Origin of the sequence: Paraclostridium bifermentans (assembly GCF_019916025.1) — a bacterium.
Classification (GTDB): Bacteria; Bacillota; Clostridia; order Peptostreptococcales; family Peptostreptococcaceae; genus Paraclostridium; species Paraclostridium bifermentans.
Genome location: NZ_CP079737.1, coordinates 731,576 through 754,425 on the forward strand (window position 1 = coordinate 731,576; position 22,850 = coordinate 754,425).

General features: G+C 29.1%; 25 protein-coding genes. All 25 read left to right on the plus strand.

What is annotated here, in order from left to right:
* Nucleotides 1–6: 6 nt before the first annotated feature.
* The 25 genes from KXZ80_RS03565 (at nt 7) to KXZ80_RS03680 (ending at nt 22,827) form a co-directional block, all read left to right on the plus strand.
* The gene (locus KXZ80_RS03565; protein WP_021432112.1) at nt 7–1,380 is read left to right on the plus strand and encodes a glycoside hydrolase family 1 protein; all 1,374 of its coding nucleotides are present in this window, start codon (nt 7–9) and stop codon (nt 1,378–1,380) included.
* Between the two features lie 164 nt (nt 1,381–1,544).
* The gene (locus KXZ80_RS03570; RefSeq protein ID WP_021432113.1) at nt 1,545–2,426 is read left to right on the plus strand and encodes an ROK family protein; all 882 of its coding nucleotides are present in this window, start codon (nt 1,545–1,547) and stop codon (nt 2,424–2,426) included.
* 30 nt (nt 2,427–2,456) lie between these two features.
* A complete protein-coding gene (locus tag KXZ80_RS03575) occupies nt 2,457–5,459 on the plus strand; it encodes an endo-beta-N-acetylglucosaminidase (RefSeq protein WP_021432114.1) in 3,003 nt (1,000 codons plus the stop codon).
* 57 nt (nt 5,460–5,516) lie between these two features.
* Entirely contained in the window at nt 5,517–5,789 is a 273-nt protein-coding gene (locus KXZ80_RS17845; protein ID WP_021432115.1) for an alpha-glucosidase domain-containing protein, read from the plus strand.
* Nucleotides 5,782–7,890 carry a glycoside hydrolase family 31 protein gene (locus tag KXZ80_RS03580; protein ID WP_332840960.1) on the plus strand — a complete coding sequence of 703 codons (2,109 nt, stop codon included), beginning with the start codon at nt 5,782–5,784 and terminating at the stop codon, nt 7,888–7,890. The genes KXZ80_RS17845 and KXZ80_RS03580 overlap by 8 nt, the downstream gene beginning before the upstream one ends.
* Before the next feature lie 97 nt (nt 7,891–7,987).
* Entirely contained in the window at nt 7,988–8,506 is a 519-nt protein-coding gene (locus KXZ80_RS03585; protein WP_021432117.1) for a GNAT family N-acetyltransferase, read from the plus strand.
* Between the two features lie 23 nt (nt 8,507–8,529).
* Nucleotides 8,530–9,501 (plus strand): DUF4003 family protein, encoded by a 972-nt coding sequence (locus KXZ80_RS03590; protein ID WP_021432118.1) that lies wholly within the window; start codon nt 8,530–8,532, stop codon nt 9,499–9,501.
* Nucleotides 9,502–9,693: 192 nt separating this feature from the next.
* Nucleotides 9,694–10,635: a 50S ribosomal protein L11 methyltransferase gene (gene prmA / locus KXZ80_RS03595; protein WP_021432119.1), complete on the plus strand. Its 942-nt coding sequence runs from the start codon at nt 9,694–9,696 to the stop codon at nt 10,633–10,635.
* 9 nt (nt 10,636–10,644) lie between these two features.
* Nucleotides 10,645–11,397, plus strand: a complete 753-nt coding sequence (locus KXZ80_RS03600; protein ID WP_021432120.1) for a 16S rRNA (uracil(1498)-N(3))-methyltransferase — start codon at nt 10,645–10,647, stop codon at nt 11,395–11,397.
* A gap of 1 nt (nt 11,398) precedes the next feature.
* A complete protein-coding gene (gene mtaB / locus KXZ80_RS03605) occupies nt 11,399–12,700 on the plus strand; it encodes a tRNA (N(6)-L-threonylcarbamoyladenosine(37)-C(2))-methylthiotransferase MtaB (RefSeq protein WP_021432121.1) in 1,302 nt (433 codons plus the stop codon).
* Between the two features lie 41 nt (nt 12,701–12,741).
* Complete coding sequence (locus KXZ80_RS03610; RefSeq protein ID WP_021429942.1) at nt 12,742–13,089, plus strand: histidine triad nucleotide-binding protein; 348 nt, start codon at nt 12,742–12,744, stop codon at nt 13,087–13,089.
* 161 nt (nt 13,090–13,250) lie between these two features.
* A complete protein-coding gene (rpsU, locus tag KXZ80_RS03615) occupies nt 13,251–13,430 on the plus strand; it encodes a 30S ribosomal protein S21 (RefSeq protein WP_021125460.1) in 180 nt (59 codons plus the stop codon).
* 26 nt (nt 13,431–13,456) lie between these two features.
* The gene (locus tag KXZ80_RS03620; protein WP_021429856.1) at nt 13,457–13,900 is read left to right on the plus strand and encodes a GatB/YqeY domain-containing protein; all 444 of its coding nucleotides are present in this window, start codon (nt 13,457–13,459) and stop codon (nt 13,898–13,900) included.
* 128 nt (nt 13,901–14,028) lie between these two features.
* On the plus strand, nt 14,029–14,535 hold the full coding sequence (locus tag KXZ80_RS03625; protein WP_224170471.1) for a TspO/MBR family protein: 507 nt from the start codon (nt 14,029–14,031) through the stop codon (nt 14,533–14,535).
* A gap of 146 nt (nt 14,536–14,681) precedes the next feature.
* Nucleotides 14,682–14,918, plus strand: a complete 237-nt coding sequence (locus KXZ80_RS03630) for a YabP/YqfC family sporulation protein (protein ID WP_021429932.1) — start codon at nt 14,682–14,684, stop codon at nt 14,916–14,918.
* A gap of 13 nt (nt 14,919–14,931) precedes the next feature.
* The gene (locus KXZ80_RS03635; RefSeq protein ID WP_021432122.1) at nt 14,932–16,236 is read left to right on the plus strand and encodes a sporulation protein YqfD; all 1,305 of its coding nucleotides are present in this window, start codon (nt 14,932–14,934) and stop codon (nt 16,234–16,236) included.
* 12 nt (nt 16,237–16,248) lie between these two features.
* Nucleotides 16,249–17,250, plus strand: coding sequence for a PhoH family protein (locus KXZ80_RS03640; RefSeq protein ID WP_021432123.1), 1,002 nt, complete (start codon nt 16,249–16,251; stop codon nt 17,248–17,250).
* Between the two features lie 3 nt (nt 17,251–17,253).
* Nucleotides 17,254–17,712, plus strand: coding sequence for an rRNA maturation RNase YbeY (ybeY, locus tag KXZ80_RS03645; RefSeq protein WP_021432124.1), 459 nt, complete (start codon nt 17,254–17,256; stop codon nt 17,710–17,712).
* 4 nt (nt 17,713–17,716) lie between these two features.
* Entirely contained in the window at nt 17,717–18,430 is a 714-nt protein-coding gene (locus KXZ80_RS03650) for a diacylglycerol kinase (protein WP_021432125.1), read from the plus strand.
* Between the two features lie 135 nt (nt 18,431–18,565).
* Nucleotides 18,566–18,967, plus strand: a complete 402-nt coding sequence (cdd, locus tag KXZ80_RS03655; RefSeq protein WP_021429957.1) for a cytidine deaminase — start codon at nt 18,566–18,568, stop codon at nt 18,965–18,967.
* Between the two features lie 39 nt (nt 18,968–19,006).
* Nucleotides 19,007–19,897, plus strand: a complete 891-nt coding sequence (gene era, locus KXZ80_RS03660; RefSeq protein ID WP_021432126.1) for a GTPase Era — start codon at nt 19,007–19,009, stop codon at nt 19,895–19,897.
* A gap of 14 nt (nt 19,898–19,911) precedes the next feature.
* Nucleotides 19,912–21,291: a magnesium transporter gene (mgtE, locus tag KXZ80_RS03665; protein WP_021432127.1), complete on the plus strand. Its 1,380-nt coding sequence runs from the start codon at nt 19,912–19,914 to the stop codon at nt 21,289–21,291.
* Nucleotides 21,292–21,361: 70 nt separating this feature from the next.
* Nucleotides 21,362–21,535: a YqzL family protein gene (locus KXZ80_RS03670; RefSeq protein WP_021429941.1), complete on the plus strand. Its 174-nt coding sequence runs from the start codon at nt 21,362–21,364 to the stop codon at nt 21,533–21,535.
* Complete coding sequence (gene recO, locus KXZ80_RS03675) at nt 21,486–22,259, plus strand: DNA repair protein RecO (protein WP_021432128.1); 774 nt, start codon at nt 21,486–21,488, stop codon at nt 22,257–22,259. Before KXZ80_RS03670 ends, recO begins: the two co-directional genes overlap by 50 nt.
* On the plus strand, nt 22,252–22,827 hold the full coding sequence (locus KXZ80_RS03680) for a DUF4342 domain-containing protein (protein WP_021432129.1): 576 nt from the start codon (nt 22,252–22,254) through the stop codon (nt 22,825–22,827). The genes recO and KXZ80_RS03680 overlap by 8 nt, the downstream gene beginning before the upstream one ends.
* Nucleotides 22,828–22,850 lie beyond the last annotated feature (23 nt).

A 22,850-nucleotide genomic window follows, 5' to 3' on the forward strand; every position in this document is an offset into this window, starting at 1 on the left:
GCTACTATGGATTATATATTTTCAAAGGATTTTTGGTGGGGAAGTGCTTCTTCTGCAACTCAGATGGAAGGTGCATTTGATATTGAAGGAAAAGAAAAAAATATATGGGATTACTGGTTTGAGATAGCACCAGAGAAATTTCACAATGAAATAGGTCCAAGTGATACTAGCCAATTTTATTATAAATATAAAGAAGATATAAAATTAATGAAAGAGTTAGGACATAATTCATTTAGATTTTCAATAAGCTGGTCTAGACTTATAAAATCAGATGGGAGTACAAATGAAATAGCTGTAGCTTTTTACAATGATGTAATCAATACTCTTTTAGAAAATGATATAGAACCTTTTATAAATTTATTCCATTTCGATATGCCTATGTATTTGCAAGAACTAGGAGGATGGGAAAACCGTGATGTTGTAAATAGATATCAAAACTTTGCAAAGCTATGTTTTGAATTATTTGGAGATAGGGTTAAAAATTGGTTTACTCATAATGAGCCGATAGTACCTGTAGAATGCGGATATCTAGGTGAATATCATTATCCAGCTGTAGTGGATTTTAAGAGAGCTGTACAAGTTGGATACCACATAATGCTATCAAGTGCTTTAGCTATTATGGAGTATAAAAAATTAAACCTAGAAGGGCAAATAGGGATAATAATAAACTTAACGCCTTCATACCCTAGAAGCAATTCACAAGAAGATTTAAATGCATCTAATATTGCAGATTTAATATTAAATAGATCGTTTTTAGATCCATCCGTACATGGAGAGTTTCCTAATGAGTTAGTAGAATTTTTTAAAAATCACAATTTAATTCCTGTTTGTAAAAATGAGGATTTAGAAATTATAAAAAATAACACTGTAGATTTATTAGGTGTTAATTATTATCAGCCTAGAAGAATAAAGTCAAAGGAAAGTACAAAAGGAGATATACTAACACCAGAGAGCTTTTTCGATTTCTATGATATGCCAGGTAAAAAAATTAATCCTCATAGAGGATGGGAAATCTATGAAAAAGGTATTTATGATTTAGCTATTAACATAAGAGACAATTACAATAATATACCTTTTTATATATCGGAAAATGGTATGGGCGTAGAAGGTGAAGAAAAGTTTAAAATAGATGGACAAATAAATGATGATTATCGCATCGAGTTTATAAAAGATCACTTAAAATATGTTCATAAGGCTATTGAAGAAGGATGTAATGTTAGAGGATATCATTTATGGACATTTATGGATAACTGGTCTTGGTTAAACTCATATAAAAATAGATATGGATTTGTGGAAGTTAATATAAATGATGAATATAAAAGAACTCCTAAGAAGAGTGCTTATTGGTTTAAAAAATTAATTGAGAATAATGGATTTTAAATTATATCCATAATAGTTTGAAATGAGTCTAATTATCTATTTCCTTCACACAAAGTGCAAAAGACACACTTTAAGTGTTTCGTCGATAGCTAAAAAGACTCATTTCAAGGACCCAAATGGAACAGTTTAAAAGTACATTATTTCTTTTATAGGGGGATTTGAGGATGAGGTATGTTGTTTTTGATATAGGTGGAACTAATATTAAATATAGTTTGATGAATAAAGATGGTGAAATGTTGGATTCTAATTTAGTTCCTACACCTCAGCAGGGGGAAGGAAAAACTTTAGAACTTTTAGTTGGTATTATAAAAAAATATCAATTAGAAAATGAAATTGACGGAGTTGCTATGAGTGTACCTGGTGGAATAGATGATGATGGATATATACATTTCATGGGATCTGTATTTGATTTACAAGGTATGTATTTAAATAAGTATATAAAGAAGCACACAGGGCTTGACTGTGTATATGACAATGATGTTAATTGTGTTGCTATGGCTGAAAAGTATAAAGGTAATGCCATGGATAACAAAAACTTTGTATGCATAACGATAGGAACTGGAATAGGTGGAGGTGTATTTATAAACAACCAACTATATAGAGGTCATAGAGGTATGGCTGGAGAGTTTGGGATAAATATATTAGAACACAGAAAGTCGGAACTTCAAAGTTTAAACTATAAAACATTTAGTAGAGTTGGATCTACCTATAATTTGATTGATAGAGTTAATAAACTAAAAAAATTAAATTTAGATGGGAAAAAAGTATTTGAGCTAGCTGAAAGTGGAGATTTAGAAATTCAAAAGGAAATAGAAGAATTTTACTTTAGTTTAGCTGTAGGAATTTACAACATTGCTTACAGTTTTGCTCCAGAGAAGATTTTAATTGGAGGAGGAGTAAGTGTGAGGTCGGATTTAATAGAAAATGTTAAAAGAAACTTAGAATTATTAAATCCAGAAGTGCTTGATATGGTAGATATTGATGTTTGTAAATTTCAAAATGACTCAGGTAAAATAGGAGCACTTTATAAATATTTAAATAGATAGTAAATATTTTATAAATGGAAGGGGATCTACATGAAATATAAAAAGACTATTACATCAACTATTGTAGTGTTAAGTTTATTTGGGTCAACGCCTATAATAGGACATGCGCTTCTTGAATCGGACCAAAAAATTCAAGAAGAGACAGGGCAGCCGTTTTCATCATATTGGTATCCAAAAGAACTTTTAGCATGGAGTCCAAATAATGATAAAGATGCTAAGTTTAATATTGGAACAGTTCCACTACAAGCAAGGACAAAAGGAGATATTGTTAAAAATTCACAAGATGATGAAGCCAAGGTTATATCATTAGCTATAGCAAATAAAACAACCAGCTCTACTCCGTCTCAAGGTAAAGCTGACTTTGAAGGATACAATTTTAGCTATTGGCAATACATTGATACATTAGTTGCTTGGGGAGGGTCAGCAGGTGAAGGACTGATAGTTCCACCAAGTGCAGATATAATAGATTCAGCACATACAAACGGAGTTCCGGTTTTAGGTACTGTATTTTTTCCTCCAGAAGATTATGGAGGTAAATTCGAATGGATGCATGAATTTTTAGTTAAAGATAAAGATGGAAATTTTCCAATGGCACATAAATTAGTAGAGGTCGCACAATATTACAATTTTGATGGATGGTTTATAAATCAAGAAACTGGAAATAGAGGATCAGATTATATAAATCCAGAACTTGCAGATTTAATGAAAGAGTTCTTAGAATACTTACAAAAGATAAAGCCAAAAAATATGGAAATCGTGTGGTATGACTCTATGATTGATGATGGTAGAGTATTTTGGCAAAATAGATTAAATCAATATAATAAAAATTTTTTAGGTGAAAAGGGAAAAGAGCTATCTGATAGTATGTTTTTAAATTTTTGGTGGACTGAGGATAGATATTCAGTAGTAGATCCAAATAATGATGATAATAGACTTATATATAATGTAACAGGGAATGAGCTTAAAGAGTCTGGTGACTTAGCAAAAAGAATGGGAAGAGATAAATACGATTTATATGCAGGGGTTGATGTTCAAGCTAACGGATATAATACTCCTATAAAATGGGATTACTTATTCCCTAAAAATCAAGAAGCCAACACATCTTTAGGATTATACTGTCCATCTTGGACCTATGACTCATCAAAAACAGTAGATGAATTTTTACAAAAAGAAAGTAGATTTTGGGTTAATGAAAAAGGAGATCCAAGAAGTCAAAGTAGTGAAGAATGGAAAGGTATTTCTAATAATATAGTTGAAAAAAGTCCAATAACACAGTTGCCATTTGTAACTAACTTCTCTATGGGTAATGGTGAATTTTTTAATGTTGATGGAGTACAAGTATCAGAAAAGGATTGGAATCATAGAGGAATGATGGATATACTTCCTACATATAGGTGGATAATTGATAATAACAAAAATAATCTAACTGCTAATATTGATTATAAAAATGCTTACTATGGAGGTAATTCGATAGGTATAAATGGAAGTTTAGCAAATGGAGGAACAACTAAGGTAAAATTATTTGCAACTGATCTAGAGCTAACTAATAACAGTGAGGTTAGTATAAAGTACAAAGAAAGTGGAGGGAACTCTAATATTAAGTTAGAATTTGAACTAGATAATGGTGAGAATAAAATAATTAACTTAGAATCTAAAAAAAGTGGGGAATGGATAGATGCAAAAGCATCTCTAAGCCAATTTAAAAAGTCAAAGATAAAGGAAATTTCTTTAATTATAGAAGGAAAAGAATCATCTAGTTCATACAATTTAAATTTAGGGCAGATATCTGTAAATAACAAAAATACTAAAGACAAAGTATCCAAGATAAAAAATTTAAAAGTTGAAGATTTTAAAGTAATAGATAATTATTATGGTAATGCAAGGCTAACTTGGGATAAATCAGAAAAGAATATTAGCCATTATGAAATATATTTAGAGCATAGTGATGGGCATAGAGAACTAGTAGGGTCTACACCAACCAATGCTTTTTATGTAAAAGATATTGAGAGAGAACTTCAATTAGACTCTAAAACTAATTTTATAGTTAAACCTATAAGCAATTTGTTTAAAAGTGAAGAAAAAAATGAAGCGAAAATTACTGTTAAATGGCCAGGTCTAGAAGCTCCAAAAGCTGATTTTGAAGTTAGTTCACCGATAGTTTCTCCTGGGCAGTCTGTGAATTTTAAAGATAAATCTTTAGCAGGAGAAACTGTTAAATGGAAAATAGAAGGACTAAATAAAAATGAAGAATTAACAGGAAATGAAGTTAGTATAAAGTTTGATAAACCAGGAGTGTACTCTGTAACACAGATAGTATCAAATCCAGCGGGAGATACTGTAAATAAAAAAGATGATTATATAGTTGTGAGCAGCCAAGCTAAAGATGGATTAAAGAATTTAGCTTTAAACAAAGAAGCAATTGCAAATGCAAAGACTAATGAAAATGAAGATGCTAAGTTTGCTTTTGATGGTAAATTAAACAGTAAATGGTGTGCACTTGGAGAAAGTGGAAACTATATACAAGTAGATCTAGGTCAAGAAAATATTATAAAACAATTAAAAATTAGTCATGCTGAAGCAGGTGGAGAGGCTAAAAGTATGAATACATCTCAGTATAATATAGAAGTTAGTAATGATGGTCAAAGTTGGAGAAAAATAAAAGATGTTTCAAATAACTCAAGTTCAATATCTAATGATGACTTAAATTACGAACTAGCTAGGTACATAAAAGTTAATATAAATAAATCAGAACAAGGCTCTGGTGGAGCAACTAGGATTTATGAAATAGAAGCTTTGGGGTTAGATACTAATAAAATAACTGTTATAGATAATAAAGAGACTTTAATTAACTTTATCAACAAAGTCAATGAATTAGAATCTTTATATAAAGGTTTAGGAACAACTGATGAAAACTTTGAAAAAATACTACATAGAGCAAAACAAATTATAGAAATAGTTGAAGTTGATAAAGAAGAAATATTAAATGTACAAAATGATTTAGAAGGTGCTTTTAATGAAATAAAAAATACATAAAATGAAATTACAAGCTGATGTAAAATACATCAGCTTGTAGAATATAAAGGAGAAAAAATGTTTGGGAAAATATTAGATTACAATGTAAAAAACAATATTATAAATATACAATATGAAAAAATAGAAACCAAAGTAAGTATAGTAAACTCTAATATAATAAATTTTTTCGTACCGATATTTAGAAGAAAGCAAAATTCATATGCTATAGAAAATTTAAAATTTGAAGATTGTGACTTTGAAGTGATTGAGGTAAATGACTACATACAAATCAAGACAAGTGAACTGACTGTAAACATATATGATGAATTTAAGATAGATATATATATATAATAACCTTGGAGAGTTACTATGTGAGGATTATAGATGTAAAAGAGAGCCATTTATAAAAAACTGTGCAGGAAGATTAGACATAGCAATTCAAGAAGGACATAAACCTAATGAGCATATGGACTTTAAAGTGTTTATACCAAAGAAGCTAGAAAACGATATGTATTTTTATGGATTTGGAGAAAAAACAGGGCATTTAAATAAAAGGAATTGCCATTATTTAAATTGGAATACAGATGATCCAAGCCCACATGGAGAAACTTACGAGAAACTATATAAATCTATACCATTTTTTATAAATCTTAAAAAAGAAAATGCTTTTGGTATTTTCTTTGATAATACATTTGAAACTCATTTTGATCTAGGTAAGGAAAATTCAAAATATTACTATTTCGCAGCTATAGATGGAAATATAGATTACTACTTTATATATGGACCATCAGTAAAAAATGTATTAAAAGGATATACTCACTTAACTGGAACTACACCGCTTCCTCAAATGTGGACGTTAGGATATCAGCAATGTAGATGGGCTTATTGTCCTGAAGAAAATGTTATGGAAATTTCAAAAAAATTTAGAGAAAAAGAAATTCCATGTGATTGCATATATTTAGATATAGAGTATATGAATGGATTTAGGGTATTTACATGGGATGATAAAAAATTCCCAGATCCTAAGAGAATGATAAAAAAACTGAATGAAGATGGATTTAAGCTAGTTACAATTATAGATCCAGGAGTAAAAGTTGATAAAGATTATAACATTTTTAATGAAGGACTTAAAAAAGGATATTTTGCAACAAATAAAGATGGAATTGTACATACGGGATGGGTTTGGCCAGGACACTCTGTTTTCCCAGATTTTATAAATAAAGAAGTTAGAAATTGGTGGGCAGAAAATCAAAAGATTCTAACTGATATAGGAGTTTCAGGAATTTGGAATGATATGAATGAGCCTGCAAACTTAGGGGTTGAATTACCTTTAGATTTAAAGTTTAACAATGATGGAGAAATTGTAGAACACAAAGAAGTTCATAATGTGTATGGGCATATGATGGATAAGGCTACTTATGAAGGTATTAAAAAAAGTACAAATAAAAGACCATTCGTAGTTACTAGAGCATGTTATGCAGGTACACAAAAGTATTCAACTGCATGGACTGGAGATAATCAAAGTACATGGGAACATTTAAGGATGAGCGTACCTATGCTTATGAATTTAGGGATTAGTGGTATGGCTTTTTGTGGAACAGATGTAGGTGGATTTGGATATGACACTACTCCAGAACTTTTAAGTAGATGGGTACAAGTTGGAACATTTACACCATTATTTAGAAATCACACAACTATATACTCTAGAGATCAAGAGCCTTGGGCGTTTGATAAGACTACAGAAGAGATAAATAAAAAATATATCAAATTAAGATATAAATTAATTCCATATATCTATGATTTATTTAAAGAGTGTGAAGACAGTGGGCTTCCTATTATAAGACCGTTGCTACTTCATTATCAAAATGATATTGATACATATGAAATAAACGACCAATTCATGTTTGGTGAAAAAATTATGGTAGCTCCAATTCTAGAACAAGGTAAAAAAGCTAGAATGGTATACTTACCTAAAGGAAGCAATTGGGTTGACTATTGGAATAAAAAGAAATTTAAAGGAGGGCAATATATAATAAAAGAGACTCCTTTAGATGTGTGTCCTATATATGTCAAGGAAGGCTCTATAATACCGAATTATCCAAGTATAAACTATATAGGAGAAAAGGAAATTAATGAACTCACTTTAGATATATATCCATACGAAAGTAACTTCAAGTATACTCACTATCAAGATAATGGGGAAGATTTCAAATACAAAGATGGAGAATATAACTTATATGAGTTTTGTATAAATTCAGGTGAGAATATAGAATTTAAAAGTTCGGTTTTAAATAATGGTTACGAAAATTCTTATAAAAGTTTAAACCTTATATTTAATGGAGTAAAAGCTGAAAATGTATATCAAGGAGATAAAAGTATAGACTTTAAAATTTTAAATGAAAATACTATTATAAAGGTTAAAAGTTTAGACTTTAGCATAAAAATAATATAACAAATAAAGAGGTAATGAAAAATTACCTCTTTATTTATTACATGATTAAATAAAGTATATTACAATTAATATTATAATAGTAAGGAGGTGAAAAAGATTGGAATTAACGATAAGACCAGTTGAAGTTGAAGATTCAAAATATATAAATGAAATAAGACGAATGAAGGGCGTTATGGAAAATATGCTAGCAATAAGTAGTGAAAGGTTAGATAGAACAAAGAGGCATACTGAGAGCTTAGATTTAAATACACATATTCTCGTAGCTGAATTAAGAGAAAATGAGTGTAAAAAAGTAGTTGGAATTGTATCTTTAAATGTTAACTCATCACCGAGGTTAAGGCATAGTGGTGGATTAGGAATAAGTGTACACGCAGATTATCAAAGTATGGGAATAGGAAGAAAATTAATGGAAGAGATACTAGATTTAGCAGATAATTGGCTTATGTTAACAAGAATTGAATTAGGTGTATACCCAGATAATAATAAAGCTATAAAGTTGTATGAAAATTTTGGTTTTAAAAAAGAAGGTATAAAAAAATACGCAGCTATAAAAAATGGAATTTATGTAGATGAAATTATAATGGGTAGATATAATGAGAAAATAATTAAAAATTAAATTAAAAAGTGTAGAGGTGATTTATGGAAAAAAGGTTAGACCTTTTGATAGACAACTATGAGTCATTGAAAAAAGTGAATGCATCATCTTGGATGGGATTAATAATACATGGATGTGCACTTGAGTATACACTAAAAGATAAAAAAATAAATACAAATCTAGTAAACGAGAGTATGGAAATTATAAGAGAAAACACCTCTATATTCTCTGACTTTAGAGGTAAAAGTTCAATAAACACAGCAATAATACTATCATTTCAAGCAAATCCCAAGTCTAGCTTCGATGAAATTTTAAATATCCATAAAAAGTTGAAATTAAATAAATTTTGCTCAGGAGATTGTTTAGCATTAGTATCAAATGTAATATTTGAAAATAAGGAAAAGATAAATATAGATGAGTGTATAGAAAAAATGAGATATGTATACAGATCTATGATACAAAATCATCCATTTTCAATAAGTGTAGAAGAATACATGATAACATGTATAATTGCAATAAGTGCAAGGGACATTGAAGAGGAACTAAACAATATGGAAATAGCATATGAGTATTTAATGAAAAATGGGTTTCATAATAGTAGAACTCTTCAAAGTTTATCGCATGTTCTTTCTTTTAACAAAAACAAGGAAACACTTAATAAATGTATAGAGATAAAAAAGGAATTAGAAAAAAATAAATGCAAAATTCATGAGTTTGGATATCCGCTAATAGGCGTTATGGCACTTATAGATATAAAAGATATAAATCATCTAATAGAAGAAATTAAACATATATCATATACTTTAAAGGAGCATCAAGGGTATGGAAACTTTATCCTAGGAGAAAGATACAGAAACATGATTAGTACAGTTATTGTATTATCAAAATATATTGATGATATAGAGATTAATAGTATAATAATGGATAAAATTATATCAAATATTAATCAAGCCATGAATATAGCTACAAATGCAGCCACAACAAGTTCAATAGTTACATATAATTCATCTACATAGCCATAAAAATAAGAAAATAAACTTAAGAGCTATAATACTTAGGTTTATTTTCTTATTTTTATGAATTTATTTTAAAACTCATAAAAGTATAAATGTGTTTTAAAGTATAAAAGATTATTTTAAAAGACAATAATAAATATGATATAATAAAGGTTACGAAAAACAGGAATTTTAAAAGGAGCGTGTACATAAATGAAATGGGCAGAAATAACTATTAAAACAACAACGGAAGCAGTTGAAGCTATAACTAATATATTATATGAACAAAATGTAGGTGGAGTATCAATAGAAGATCCTAAGGATTTTAAATTCCAAAAGAAACATGAATATGATTGGGATTTTGTTGAAGAAGAAATATTTAACAGCGGATATGATGGAGTTATAATAAAGACTTATATAACAGAAGAAAGAGATGTATCTGATGATATAAAATTAATAAAAGAAAAAATAGAGGGACTTAAAGAATTCGGAATAGATGTAGGAGAAGCTATAGTTGAACTTTCTCAAGTAGATGAAGAAGATTGGGCAAATGAATGGAAAAACTACTACAAACCAACTAAAATAGGTGAGAAAATAGTAGTAAAGCCAACTTGGGAAGATTATGAAGCTAACGATACTGATTTAATAATAGAGTTAGATCCAGGAATGGCATTTGGGACGGGTACACATGAAACTACAAGTATGTGTATAAGAGAATTAGAAAAGTATGTTAAACCAGAATCTAAAGTTTTTGATATAGGTTGTGGAAGTGGGATACTTGCAATAGCAGCAGCGAAATTAGGAGCTAAAGATGTATTAGCTGTTGATTTAGATGAGGTTGCTGTAAAAGTTTCAAAAGAAAATATAGAGTTAAACAAAGTAGAAGGTAGTGTTAATGCACTTCACGGAAACTTAATGGAAGTTGTAAAGGATAAAGCAGATATAGTTGTAGCAAATATAATAGCGGATATAATAAAAATACTAGCAAAAGATATAAAACAATTTATGAAAGATGATGCTGTATTTATATCTTCAGGAATAATACATGCTAAAGTAGATGAAGTTAAAGAAGCTTTAACTCAAAACGGACTTGAAATAGTACATGTAGAGTCTTTAGGCGAGTGGAACGCTATAGTATCTAAAATAGCAAAGTAGGTGAAGTGCATGGATAGATTTTTTGTAGGAAAGAAAAATATAAACCTTGAAAATAAGACATGTATTATAGAAGGTGAAGATGTAAAACATATTTCTAAAGTTTTAAGATGTAGAATTGGAGAAGAACTAGAAATATGTGATAATGACAATAATGAATACATATGTGAAATAACTAATATAGATAAGTCTCAAGTTGAACTTAATATAGTAGAAGTTGTAAACATAAAAAGAGAGTCTGATTTAAAAATAAAAGTATATCAAGGTCTTCCAAAAGGACCTAAGATGGAAATGATACTTCAAAAGTTAACTGAAGTTGGAGTAGACGAGATAATTCTAGTTCAGACAAAGAGAACTGTTGTTAAAGTTGATGATAAAAAAGAAGACAAGAAAATCGAAAGATGGGAAAGAATAATATATGAAGCTGCAAAGCAAAGTAAGCGTGGAAAAATTCCAAAATTAAGAGGAGTTTTAAGCTTTAAGGAAGCACTAGCTGATATGAAAGAAAATGACTTTAATATAGCTCCATATGAAAATGAAAGAACAAAATCGATTAAACAAGCTATAAAAGGTGTAGATATAAAAAATATAGGTATTTTCGTAGGACCAGAAGGCGGATTTGAAGATACTGAAATTAAAGCTATAGAAGAAATAGGTGGACAATCAGTGTCTCTTGGGCCTAGAATTCTAAGAACTGAAACAGCATCGCTTGTTGCATCATCTATAGTATTATACGAATTAAGTGACTTAGGAGGAAATGATTAGAGTGAAAAAAGTAGCTTTTTATACTTTAGGATGTAAAGTAAATCAATATGAAACAGAAGCTATGCTTGAGATGTTTAAAAAAGATGGATATACTCAAGTTGATAGCGAAGAATTTGCTGATGTTTATGTTATAAATACATGCACAGTAACACACATGAGTGATAGAAAATCACGTCAATATATAAGAAGAATGAAAAAGAAAAATCCAGATGCTATAATAGCTGTTGTTGGATGCTACTCTCAAGTTTCTCCGGAAGAAATTTTAGAGATAGAAGAAGTAAATTTAGTTATGGGAACTAATGAAAGAAGACAAATAGTTGAAGAGATAAAAAAACTAGATGCATCTAAAAAAGCTAGTACAGTTGATGATATAATGAAAGTAAGAGCTTTTGAAGAAATTGAAATAAATCAAGCTAATGGAAGAACTAGAGCATTTATGAAAATTCAAGATGGATGTGATAGATTCTGTTCTTACTGTATAATACCTTACGCAAGAGGTGGAAAGGTAAGAAGTAGAGATTTAGAGAGTGTAGTAAATGAAGCTAAGAAGTTAGCACATAATGGATACACAGAAATAGTTTTAACTGGTATACATGTTGCATCTTATGGAAAAGATGTTAGCGAAGCTGAAGTTAATTTATTAAGTGTTATAAAGGCTATAAATGAAATTGATGGAGTTAAGAGAATAAGATTAAGTTCAGTAGAGCCTATATTAATGACTGATGAATTTATAGACACAGTTTCTAAAATGCCAAAAGTATGTCCTCATTTCCATTTATCATTACAAAGTGGATGTGATGAAACGTTAAAAAGAATGAACAGAAGATACACTACAGAAGAATATAAGGAAATAGTTGATAAATTAAGAGATAAAATGCCTGAAGTGGCAATAACTACAGATGTAATAGTTGGATTCCCAGGAGAAACTAATGATGAATTTAATCAGACATATAAGTTTTTAAGTGATATAAAACTTTCACAAATGCATGTGTTTAAGTACTCTCCAAGAAAAGGAACACCAGCAGCAACTATGGAAAATCAAATAGATCCTCAAATTAAGCAACTAAGAAGTGATAAATTAATATCATTAAATAAAAAGAATTTTAATGAGTTTGCAGAAAACTTTATAGGAGAAGAGTTTGAAGTACTATTTGAACAAAATATAGAAGGCAAAAAATATGAAGGTTTAACACCTAACTATATAAGAGTAGTAGTTGAAAGTGATGAAGATATACATGGTAAGATATTAAATACTAAAATATTACATGTAAAAGATGAATATGTAGAAGGAATTTTAGTATAATATGTAGAAATAATAACCCTTAACAGATAGGAGGTGTAAATATGAGCTGTATATTTTGTAAAATTATAAATGGAGAAATACCATCAAATAAAGTTTATGAAGATGATAAAGTCTTAGCTTTTAATGATATAAATCCTGTTGCACCATTACATGTTTTAGTTATACCTAAAGAGCATTATGAATCAATAATAGACATAGGCGAAGAAAATATGGAAATAATTGCACACATTCATAAGGTTATTAATAAAATAGTTAAAGAAAAAGGATATGACAAAACGGGATTTAGAATAATAAATAACTGTGGAGATGATGGATGCCAAGAGGTTAAGCATATCCATTATCATGTATTAGCAGGAAAGAAATTAGATTGGTATGATGCTGAGAAGTAATATATAAATTAAACTTTTAGACGTATTATTCATAAAAATACTTGAAAAAAAAATAAGATTAGTTTATAATAAACAAAGTGTGAGGTTGTAATGCATATTATGCAGATATAATCGAGTTACAGTCCCAGCATAATTTGCGCTATCGGAGGGAGGGAAAAAGAATGTCAGAAGTAAGAGTAAGAGAAAATGAAACATTAGACAGCGCCTTAAGAAGATTTAAGCGTTCATGTGCTATGTCTGGCATAATGTCTGAAGTAAGAAAAAGAGAACACTATGATAAGCCAAGCGTAAGACGTAAGAAAAAAGCTGAAGCTGCAAGAAGAAAAAACGCTAAGAAATAATTTTTGTAGATAAGAGGTGAAGGGATATGTCCCTTAAAGCAAAGTTACAAGAAGACTTAAAACTTGCTATGAAAAACAAAGATACAGTAAAAAAATCTGTTGTTACATTAATAAGAGCTGAAATCAAGCAGCGTGAAGTTGACACTAGAACAGAACTTGGTGATGACGAAATTATAGACGTAATAACAAAACAGTTAAAGCAACGTAGAGATGCAAAAACTGAATTTGCAAAAGCATCAAGAGACGATTTAGTTCAAGAGGCCGAAGCTGAGATTGAAGTATTAATGGAATACCTACCTCGACAGCTGAGCAAAGAAGAATTAAATGAGATAGTCAAAGATACTATATCTGAAGTAGGAGCTACTTCTATGAAAGATATGGGCAAAATCATGGCAGCTATAAAGCCGAAAACAAAAGGTGTAGCTGACGGAAAAATGATAAATGAGTTAGTTAAATCTAACTTACAATAGATAGAAAAACCTAGAGCGAATGCTCTAGGTTTTTTGCTTTTTATTTATTTAACAATCTTTGTCCAAATAATTGTAATAATATTGATTACTCTTTCATATTTATAAATTAAATAGAGGATAAAGAGAGGGTGAATTCATTGATCATATCTACAAAAGAAATAAAGAAGTTTATAATAAGTGTTTTTATACCTATTATAGTTGGGTTTTCGAGTAGCTTTATATCTGAATTCTTAAGTCAAACAAATACAAGTACATATTATTCAAATTTAATAAAACCAGGTTTTTTCCCTCCTGGGTATATATTTCCTATAGTATGGACTATTTTGTACGTACTTATGGGGATATCAGCTTATTTAATTTCTAAAAAAGGATTGAATACTCTTAAAGTAAGAGATGCTATGTTTTATTATTACTTACAATTAGGATTGAACTTTATATGGCCTATTTTATTCTTTGGATTAGGACTTAGATTCACAGCTTTGATAGTTATAGGACTTATGATAATAATTGTATTAATTATGATAATTAAATTTGCTAAAATTGACAAAAGAGCAGCTTATATAAATTTACCATATTTAGCTTGGTTATTTTATGCATTCTTTTTAAATTACGTTATATGGTCAATAAATAGATAAAAATAAAAGCCGGCTTGGCTTTAATTTTTTTGAAATAAAAGTCTCAAAATGTATTAAAGGAACATACTATTATATTAAGGCTTTGAAACCAATACAAGTAATTAAAATAAAAAAAGGACATAGAATATATTAAGGGGGTTATGAGTATGATAGAAGTTCCTACTGATTTACAGGTAAATCAACCTACAGTCACTGTTTTGGGGAATACATTTGTAAGTATAGAAAATTACAAATCCATATTAGAATACGATGTAAATTTAATTAAAATAAAAACAAAGTTAAATACTATAAAAATATGTGGTGAAAAGTTATATTTAAAGCATATTACTGATACGGAGATAGGAATAAAAGGAATTATATATAGTGTAGAATACACTACATAGGGGGGAGTTACGTTTGATAAGTTATATTAGAGGTTACTATGTAGTAACTATAGAGGGGATAAATACAGAAAAATTTTTAAACACATTAATAAGAAATAAAGTCAATGTTTATGATGTAAAACGAATTTCAAATACTAAAATTGAGCTTAAGGTTGATAGAAAAAGTATTAGAGCGTTCAAAAGTATTTATAGAGGAAGTAAGTTTGAGGTTAAAATAAAACAAAAAACAGGATTGCCTTTTTTGGCTAGGCGTATATATAGATACAAAGGAATGTGGATATGTGCTATGCTTTCCTTGGTTTTATTAATGAGCACATCGTTATTTGTAACAGATGTATATATAAAAGCTCCAGAGGGAATTGATAAAGTGCTTGTAAGGAAGGAGCTTGAAAAAGCGGGTGTAAGGCCTGGTGTGTATAAAAAGGGCATAGATAGAAAAGAAGTAAGAGACCAAATTATGGGAGAGTTTGGTGATATTGCTTATGTATCTATAAATGTAAAAGGAACTAATATATTTGTTACAATAACAAAGAAAGATGAATCATTACAAGAGAAAAAAGAAACTAATTATTGTAATATAATTGCTAAGAAAAATGGTATAATAGAAAAGGTAATACCAAGAAGTGGTAAACAAGTAGCTAATGTAGGTGATATAGTAAGAAAAGGGGACGTCTTAGTATCGGGATCGAATACTAAATCTCTACCAGAAGTATGGGCAACTACATTTTACGAGTCAAAACAAAGTACAAATTACATAGACAAGGTTAAAACTAGAACTGGTAATAAAAAAACAGTATATACATTTAGCTTCTATGATAAAAAATATACATTAAGAAGAAATATAGATTTTAAAAATTACGAAATCGAAAATAAAGAACATGTTTTAACTATTGGGGACTATACTTTTCCTTTAAAAATAAAGTCTAGTATTTTCCATGAAGTAAATGTAAAAGAAGTTGAGAAAAATAAAGAAGAAGTAAAAGAAGATTTAAAACAAAAGGCTCTTAAAGAACTTGAATACACTATTCCTGTTGATTCAAGATATAAAGATGTTAAGCATCAATATAAAGTTAAAAAAGACAAATTAGAGTACATAGTAACTGTTACAACTTTAGAAAATATAGTTAAGGTACACTCTTTAAGCAAATCGGAAGCTGAAGAATTAATTAGACAAGAAAGTAAGCCTAAAGAAGGTGAAGAAGAAGTACCTTCAAATCCAGATAAAAGACCTATTAATGATATAAGAAATGAATTTAAGGATATAAATAAAGATAAAGATGCAAAAGATAAAGATGAAGTTCAAACAAGGGATAACTAAGGAGGATAAACGTTGATAGTACAAAAGAGTTTTGAAATAACAGATGATAAATTTGAAAGAGAACTATTTGGAAACTTTGACGAAAATATAAAAATAATAGAGAAGAGTTTAAATGTAGATGTACTGTTAAGAGAAGGTAATATAGTTTTAATAGGTCAAAATAAAAATGTAGAAAAAGCTATAGAATTTATAAATGAATTATATAAAAATTTTAAAATAGGTAAAACTTTAGATAAACAGAGTATTACTTATGCTATAGAATTATTAAATGAAGGAAATAAAGAGCAAATAGAAGAATTAGAAGATACTATAGCTGTAACAAAAAAAGGTAGAGAAGTTAAACCAAAAACAATAGGACAAAAACATTATATAAATCTTATTAGAAACAATGATATAACACTTGGAGTTGGGCCAGCAGGGACAGGTAAAACATATCTTGCAGTAGCTATGGCAGTTAGAGCTTTTAAAAAAGAGGAAATAAGCAGAATTATATTAACTAGACCAGCTGTTGAGGCAGGCGAGAGCTTAGGATTTTTACCAGGAGATATGAAAGATAAAGTAGACCCTTATTTACGACCTCTTTATGATGCGTTATTTGATATGTTAGGCGATGAAAAATGTGCTAAATATATTGAAAGAGGTATAATAGAAGTGGCTCCGTTAGCTTTTATGAGAGGGAGAACTCTAGATAATGCATTTATAATTTTAGATGAAGCTCAAAATACAACTCCAGAGCAAATGAAGATGTTTTTAACTAGATTAGGTTTTGGATCAAAAGCTGTAGTTACGGGAGACTTAACACAAATAGATTTACCAAATAAATATAAAAGTGGATTAATTCAAGCTATGGATGTTTTAAAAGATGTAGGTGGAGTTGGTATAAATAAATTTACAGAAAAAGATGTCGTTAGACATGAATTAGTACAAAGAATAATTAAAGCTTATGAAAAATTTGATGAAGAACAAGAGTTAAGTAAATTTAATGATGATAGAAACAAAAGAAATAGGAGATAAATTATGGAAATTATATTAGACAATAGACAAGATAAAATAAAAGTAAGTGAAGACCTTTTAGGAAAAATCAATGATATAATCGTTGAGACATTATATTATGAAGGTTATGAGGACAATTATGAAGTAAGTTTATCTTTTGTTGACAATGAAGAAATACATGAATTAAATAGAGAATATAGAGGGGTAGATAGAGCTACAGATGTTTTATCTTTTCCACTTTTAACTGATGAGTTTGATGTTGAAATAGAAGAAGAATCTTTAGGAGATATTGTTATATCTCTAGAAAGAGCTTTAGAGCAAAGTGAAGAATATGATCATAGTTTTGAAAGAGAAGTATGTTTTTTAGTATGTCATAGTATGTTCCACTTATTAGGTTATGATCATGATACTGAAGAGAATACAAAGGATATGAGAAAACGAGAAGAGGATGTACTAAACAAGCTTAATATAACAAGGGAGTAAACTTATGGGTAAAAAGAAAGGTAAACAAGGGATAATAAGTGCCTTTAATGCAGCTATTGCTGGGATTTTATATACTTTCAAGCATGAAAGAAATATGAAAATACACTACTTTGTTGCAGCATTAGTTCTTACAATTAGTTTGTTTTGTGAATTTAATAAATTCGAAATGATGCTATTATTATTTACAATAAGCTTAGTTGTAATATCAGAAATGTTTAATACAGCTATAGAAAAAACTGTAGACATGATAACGGATACATATCACCCATTAGCTAAAATAGCAAAAGATGTTGCTGCTGGAGGAGTACTAATAGCAAGTTTAAATGCTTGTATAATTGGTTATTTACTATTTTATGATAAACTAGAAACTGTAGGAGCATCTGTATTTTTTACAATAAGAAAATCACCAATTCATGTTACTCTTATATGTATAGTTTTAGTTTTAATAGCAGTAGTAGTAGTGAAATCATTAACATCTACAGGAACTCCTCTACAAGGAGGAATGCCAAGTGGTCACTCGGCGCTTGCTTTTGCGCTTGCTACACTTGTAACATTTATGACAGAAAGAGTGGTAGCATCGACACTTGCTTATTTAATGGCAGTTTTAGTTGCACAAAGTAGAATAGAAGGTAAAATACATACTTTTTGGGAAACTGTAGCGGGGGCATTACTTGGAGTTTTGGTAGCTATGTTAGTTTTACAAATAGCTCAATATTAAAAGGTGGGAAAAATATTCCCGCTTTTTTTGCTTAAGAAAATATAAATATACTTTTTTCTTTTTTTCTATTTTGGTATAATGTAATGTACTACTTAAAATAAAAAGTATAGGTGGTCTTTGATGGAGGTTAATATAATGGATAATAGAGAATTATTAGAAATAGCAGAAAAAGCAAGAGAGCACTCTTATTCACCATATTCAAATTTTAAAGTTGGTGCAGCACTTTTGACTAAGAGTGGTAAAGTTTTTACAGGTTGTAATGTAGAATGTGCATCTTTTGGAGGGACAAATTGCGCGGAAAGAACTGCGCTATTTAAAGCTATCTCTGAAGGGTATAAAGATATAGAGGCAATAGCTGTAGCTAGTACTAATTCAGAAAAAAATGAACCTACATATCCGTGTGCTATATGTAGACAGGTAATCATTGAGTTTGGGCCACATATAAGAATAATAACTGGATACTCAAAAGGAGATATACAGGAACAAACTATCGCAGAATTAGTTCCACATTATTTCTCAGGTAGTGACTTCAAATAAATTAAAACAACAAAAGACAAATTGAAAAGAGGAATTAATATGTTTAAATCAGGATTTGTTAGTATAGTAGGAAGACCAAATGTTGGAAAATCTACTCTTATGAATAGCGTAGTTGGAGAAAAAATAGCTATAATGAGTGATAAACCACAAACAACAAGAAATACTATACAAGCAGTTTACACAGACAAAGAATGTCAAATGGTATTTTTAGATACACCAGGTATTCATAAGCCTAAAAATAAATTAGGAGAATTTATGGTGAAATCAGCTACAGATGCATTCAAAAATGTCGATGTAGTATTATATGTAGTTGATGAGTCAAAAAAAATTGGACCAGGAGACAGAATGATAATTGAAAATTTAAGAGGAATAAAAACTCCTAAAATTTTGGTTCTAAACAAAATTGACATGTTAAGTGAAGAAGAATTATTTGACTTAATGAAAATGTACGATGCGGAAAATATGTTTGATGAGATTGTTCCAATATCAGCATTAAAAGGTAAGAACACTGATAGATTACTAAAAGTAATAGAAAGATACTTAGAGGAAGGTCCTCAATATTTCCCAGAGTATATGATAACAGATCAACCTGAAAGAGTTTTAGTATCTGAACTTATAAGAGAAAAAGTTCTACACTATGTACATGATGAGATACCTCATGGGGTTGCTGTAGAAATAGAAAGAATGAAAAAAAGACCAGATAAAGATATAATAGATATATCTGCTGTTATATACTGTGAAAGAAGTTCACATAAAGGTATAATAATAGGTAAAAATGGTAGAAAGTTAAAAGGGATAGGAAAATCAGCAAGAGAAGAGATTGAATTATTACTAGGATCTCAAATTAACCTTCAAGTTTGGGTTAAAGTTAAAGAAAATTGGAGAAACCTACAAAGTTTTATAAATAACTTTGGGTATACTGATAAATAATAAAGGTGGGTTTTATGGATAGGAAAGATGAACATTCCAAGCTGTTGTTAAATCAAGTTGAGGATTTAATAGACAACAATAAAATTTTAGAATTAAGAGAATTAATGGAAGAATATCATAACAGGGATATTTTTGACATACTAGAAAACTTAGACGAAGACAAACAAATAAAGCTTTTTGAAATATTACCTATAGATATGGCAGCTTCCATACTTGATGAAACTGATTCAGAATTTTTTAGGCATATACTTTCTAAGTTAAACATAGAGCATAAAGCTAATATTTTAGAAATGATGTCTTTAGATGATATGGCAGATATCTTAGGCGAGTTAGAAGAAAATGAGAGAGAAGAAATTATAAACCTTCTAAATCAAGAAGATGCCCAAGATGTAAAAGAACTTCTTATATATGAAGAAGAATCTGCTGGAGGTATAATGACAACTGGCTACATATCTATAAATAAAGATATGACAGCAAAAGATGCCATAGAATATATGAGAGAAAATGCTATAGATGCAGAAACCATCTATTATATGTATGTGGTTGATAATTTTGATAAGTTAGTTGGAGTATTATCATTAAGAGAGCTTATAATATCAAGAGATGATAGCATAATAGAAGATTTAATGAGTGAAAATATAATTTCTGTATATGTAGATGAAGATCGAGAAGAAGCTGTTAAGCTTGTATCTAAATACGATTTAATAGCTATCCCTGTAATAGATAGAAATCGCATTTTAAAAGGGATTATAACAGTAGATGATGTAATAGATGTAATTGAAGAAGAAGCTAGTGAAGATATGTATAAATTCGCTGGTACATCAGAACAAGAAAGAGATACTATCGAACAAACTAATGTAGATCCAAAAGATAAGGTATTGTCGTCTTTTAAAGCTAGAATACCTTGGCTTATAGTAACTTTAGTTGGTGGTTTTATAGCTACATTGATATTATCGAGTTTTGATTATGTAATTGATTCAAAGTATTTTCCTTTGATATACTTTGTTCCGGTTGTTACAGGTATGGCTGGGAATATAGGAACTCAAGCATCAGCACTTACTGTAATGGCACTGTCTAATAAAAAGTTAGATTTTAAAAATGTATTATTAGAAGGAATGGTAGGTGTATTTACAGGAATTATATGTAGTTTCATTATAGGAATAGCTACGTATATTTTTGTAAAGGACATAAATATAGTTTTAATAGTATCTGTATCATTGCTTATAAATATGATAATAGGGGCAATGATTGGATCATTTATACCTATGATGTTTAAAAAAATGGATGTAGATCCGTCAATTGTTTCTGCTCCATTAATAGCTACATCCCTTGATATAATTGGGATGGTTATCTATTTTTTAATAACAACAATTACATTGTCAAAAATTGTCTAACAACTTAATGCATTTTTTTCCCCTTTCTTACTAAAAATATAGTATAAGCGTAAGAAGGGGGTTTTTAAAAATGAACAATCTGTGTTGGGAAGTTTTTAAAAAAACAGGAAGTATAGAAGCCTATCTATACTTAAAAAATAGCATAAATACAAACAATGGCGAAGTTAATATGAATAGGGAGATAGAAAACGACCATGATAATTGTGAACACCCAGGGGATAGTACTAAGATCAGCAAGATATAAAGAAAATGATTTGATTTTAACAATATTTACACGAAAACTTGGGAAGATATCAGCTATAGCAAAAGGAGCAAAACGAAATAAAAGCTCATTACTATCCTCTTCTCAGGTTTTCTCCTACTCTAACTTTACTTTAAAAAAACAAGGTAACATGTATAGAGTGAGTCAAAGTGAGACCATTAAAAACTTTTATGATATTGCATATGATATAGAAGCCTTTTCCTATGCGACATATATAACAAGTTTAGTAGATGGATCTATATATGAAAATCAAACTAATAACAGGCTTTTTGTTTTATTAGCACAAACTCTTTATCTATATACTCAAAATGAGGTTGATAAAGAATACATAACTAGAGCATTTGAGCTAAAGTTTTTAGACTATACAGGCTTTAAACCAATAGTAAATAGATGTGTCAACTGTAATACTACAAATCTTAAAAGTAGTGTATTTAATGTTGATGAAGGTGGAATACTATGTGAAAAGTGTAAAGTAAACCATGTGTATAATTTTAAAATTGATAGTACTACTATAAAATTAATGGATTATATTTTTAGAAATGATATATTAACTTGTAGTAAAGCTAAGGTATCAAAGTACTTAGTAAATGAACTAACAAAAATTTTAAAAGTATACGTTCAGGTTTACGTTGACAATGCAAACACAAAATCATTACACTTATTACAAGGAATAGAAAATAATAAAGGAGCTGATATTGATGACTGATATAACATTAGAAAAGATAGATCAAGTATTAGAGAGAGTTCCAAGTGCAAGTTATGCAGAAGCTAAAGAAGCATTAGTGATTAGCGATGGAAATGTATTAGATGCAATAATATATTTAGAGCAAAACAAAAAAACTGCAAAAGTAAAAAATAAGGCAAAAGAAAAAATGGAAACTGCTTTAGGAAAAGATGCAGAAGAAATAAAAAATCAATTAAAAGAAATGCTAAAAAGAAGCAACGTTATAAGAGTAATAGTTGAAAAAGACAATAAAATTATAATGAATATTCCTTTAACAGTTGGAGTTGTTGGGTTAGCACTAGGACCTTTAGTTACATTAGTGGGACTTTCAGCAGCTGTAATAGGCAAATTTAATATAAAAGTTCAAAATGAAGAAGACAAAACAGTTGTTGATTTAGGAGAACTAAATGAAGATACATTAAATATGCTAAAAAATATGTTAACAAACACTGCAAAAGAAGTTACTGATGTAGTTAAACATAATAAAAAAGATGATAAAGATATAACTGAAGAATTAATAAAAGAGGATGACAATATAACTAAATACTAAAAAAGTGTTGACAAAACTAATAT

What these genes read in the sequence shown, in the direction of transcription:
- KXZ80_RS03670 (WP_021429941.1), top strand. Translation starts at nt 21,362, where the DNA reads ATGAACAATCTGTGTTGGGAAGTTTTTAAAAAAACAGGAAGTATAGAA.
- ybeY (WP_021432124.1), top strand. Translation starts at nt 17,254, where the DNA reads ATGGAAATTATATTAGACAATAGACAAGATAAAATAAAAGTAAGTGAA.
- KXZ80_RS03575 (WP_021432114.1), top strand. Translation starts at nt 2,457, where the DNA reads ATGAAATATAAAAAGACTATTACATCAACTATTGTAGTGTTAAGTTTA.
- rpsU (WP_021125460.1), top strand. Translation starts at nt 13,251, where the DNA reads ATGTCAGAAGTAAGAGTAAGAGAAAATGAAACATTAGACAGCGCCTTA.
- cdd (WP_021429957.1), top strand. Translation starts at nt 18,566, where the DNA reads ATGGATAATAGAGAATTATTAGAAATAGCAGAAAAAGCAAGAGAGCAC.
- era (WP_021432126.1), top strand. Translation starts at nt 19,007, where the DNA reads ATGTTTAAATCAGGATTTGTTAGTATAGTAGGAAGACCAAATGTTGGA.
- mgtE (WP_021432127.1), top strand. Translation starts at nt 19,912, where the DNA reads ATGGATAGGAAAGATGAACATTCCAAGCTGTTGTTAAATCAAGTTGAG.
- KXZ80_RS03680 (WP_021432129.1), top strand. Translation starts at nt 22,252, where the DNA reads ATGACTGATATAACATTAGAAAAGATAGATCAAGTATTAGAGAGAGTT.
- KXZ80_RS03590 (WP_021432118.1), top strand. Translation starts at nt 8,530, where the DNA reads ATGGAAAAAAGGTTAGACCTTTTGATAGACAACTATGAGTCATTGAAA.
- KXZ80_RS03570 (WP_021432113.1), top strand. Translation starts at nt 1,545, where the DNA reads ATGAGGTATGTTGTTTTTGATATAGGTGGAACTAATATTAAATATAGT.
- KXZ80_RS17845 (WP_021432115.1), top strand. Translation starts at nt 5,517, where the DNA reads ATGTTTGGGAAAATATTAGATTACAATGTAAAAAACAATATTATAAAT.
- recO (WP_021432128.1), top strand. Translation starts at nt 21,486, where the DNA reads ATGATAATTGTGAACACCCAGGGGATAGTACTAAGATCAGCAAGATAT.
- prmA (WP_021432119.1), top strand. Translation starts at nt 9,694, where the DNA reads ATGAAATGGGCAGAAATAACTATTAAAACAACAACGGAAGCAGTTGAA.
- KXZ80_RS03610 (WP_021429942.1), top strand. Translation starts at nt 12,742, where the DNA reads ATGAGCTGTATATTTTGTAAAATTATAAATGGAGAAATACCATCAAAT.
- KXZ80_RS03600 (WP_021432120.1), top strand. Translation starts at nt 10,645, where the DNA reads ATGGATAGATTTTTTGTAGGAAAGAAAAATATAAACCTTGAAAATAAG.
- KXZ80_RS03630 (WP_021429932.1), top strand. Translation starts at nt 14,682, where the DNA reads ATGATAGAAGTTCCTACTGATTTACAGGTAAATCAACCTACAGTCACT.
- KXZ80_RS03650 (WP_021432125.1), top strand. Translation starts at nt 17,717, where the DNA reads ATGGGTAAAAAGAAAGGTAAACAAGGGATAATAAGTGCCTTTAATGCA.
- KXZ80_RS03620 (WP_021429856.1), top strand. Translation starts at nt 13,457, where the DNA reads ATGTCCCTTAAAGCAAAGTTACAAGAAGACTTAAAACTTGCTATGAAA.
- KXZ80_RS03565 (WP_021432112.1), top strand. Translation starts at nt 7, where the DNA reads ATGGATTATATATTTTCAAAGGATTTTTGGTGGGGAAGTGCTTCTTCT.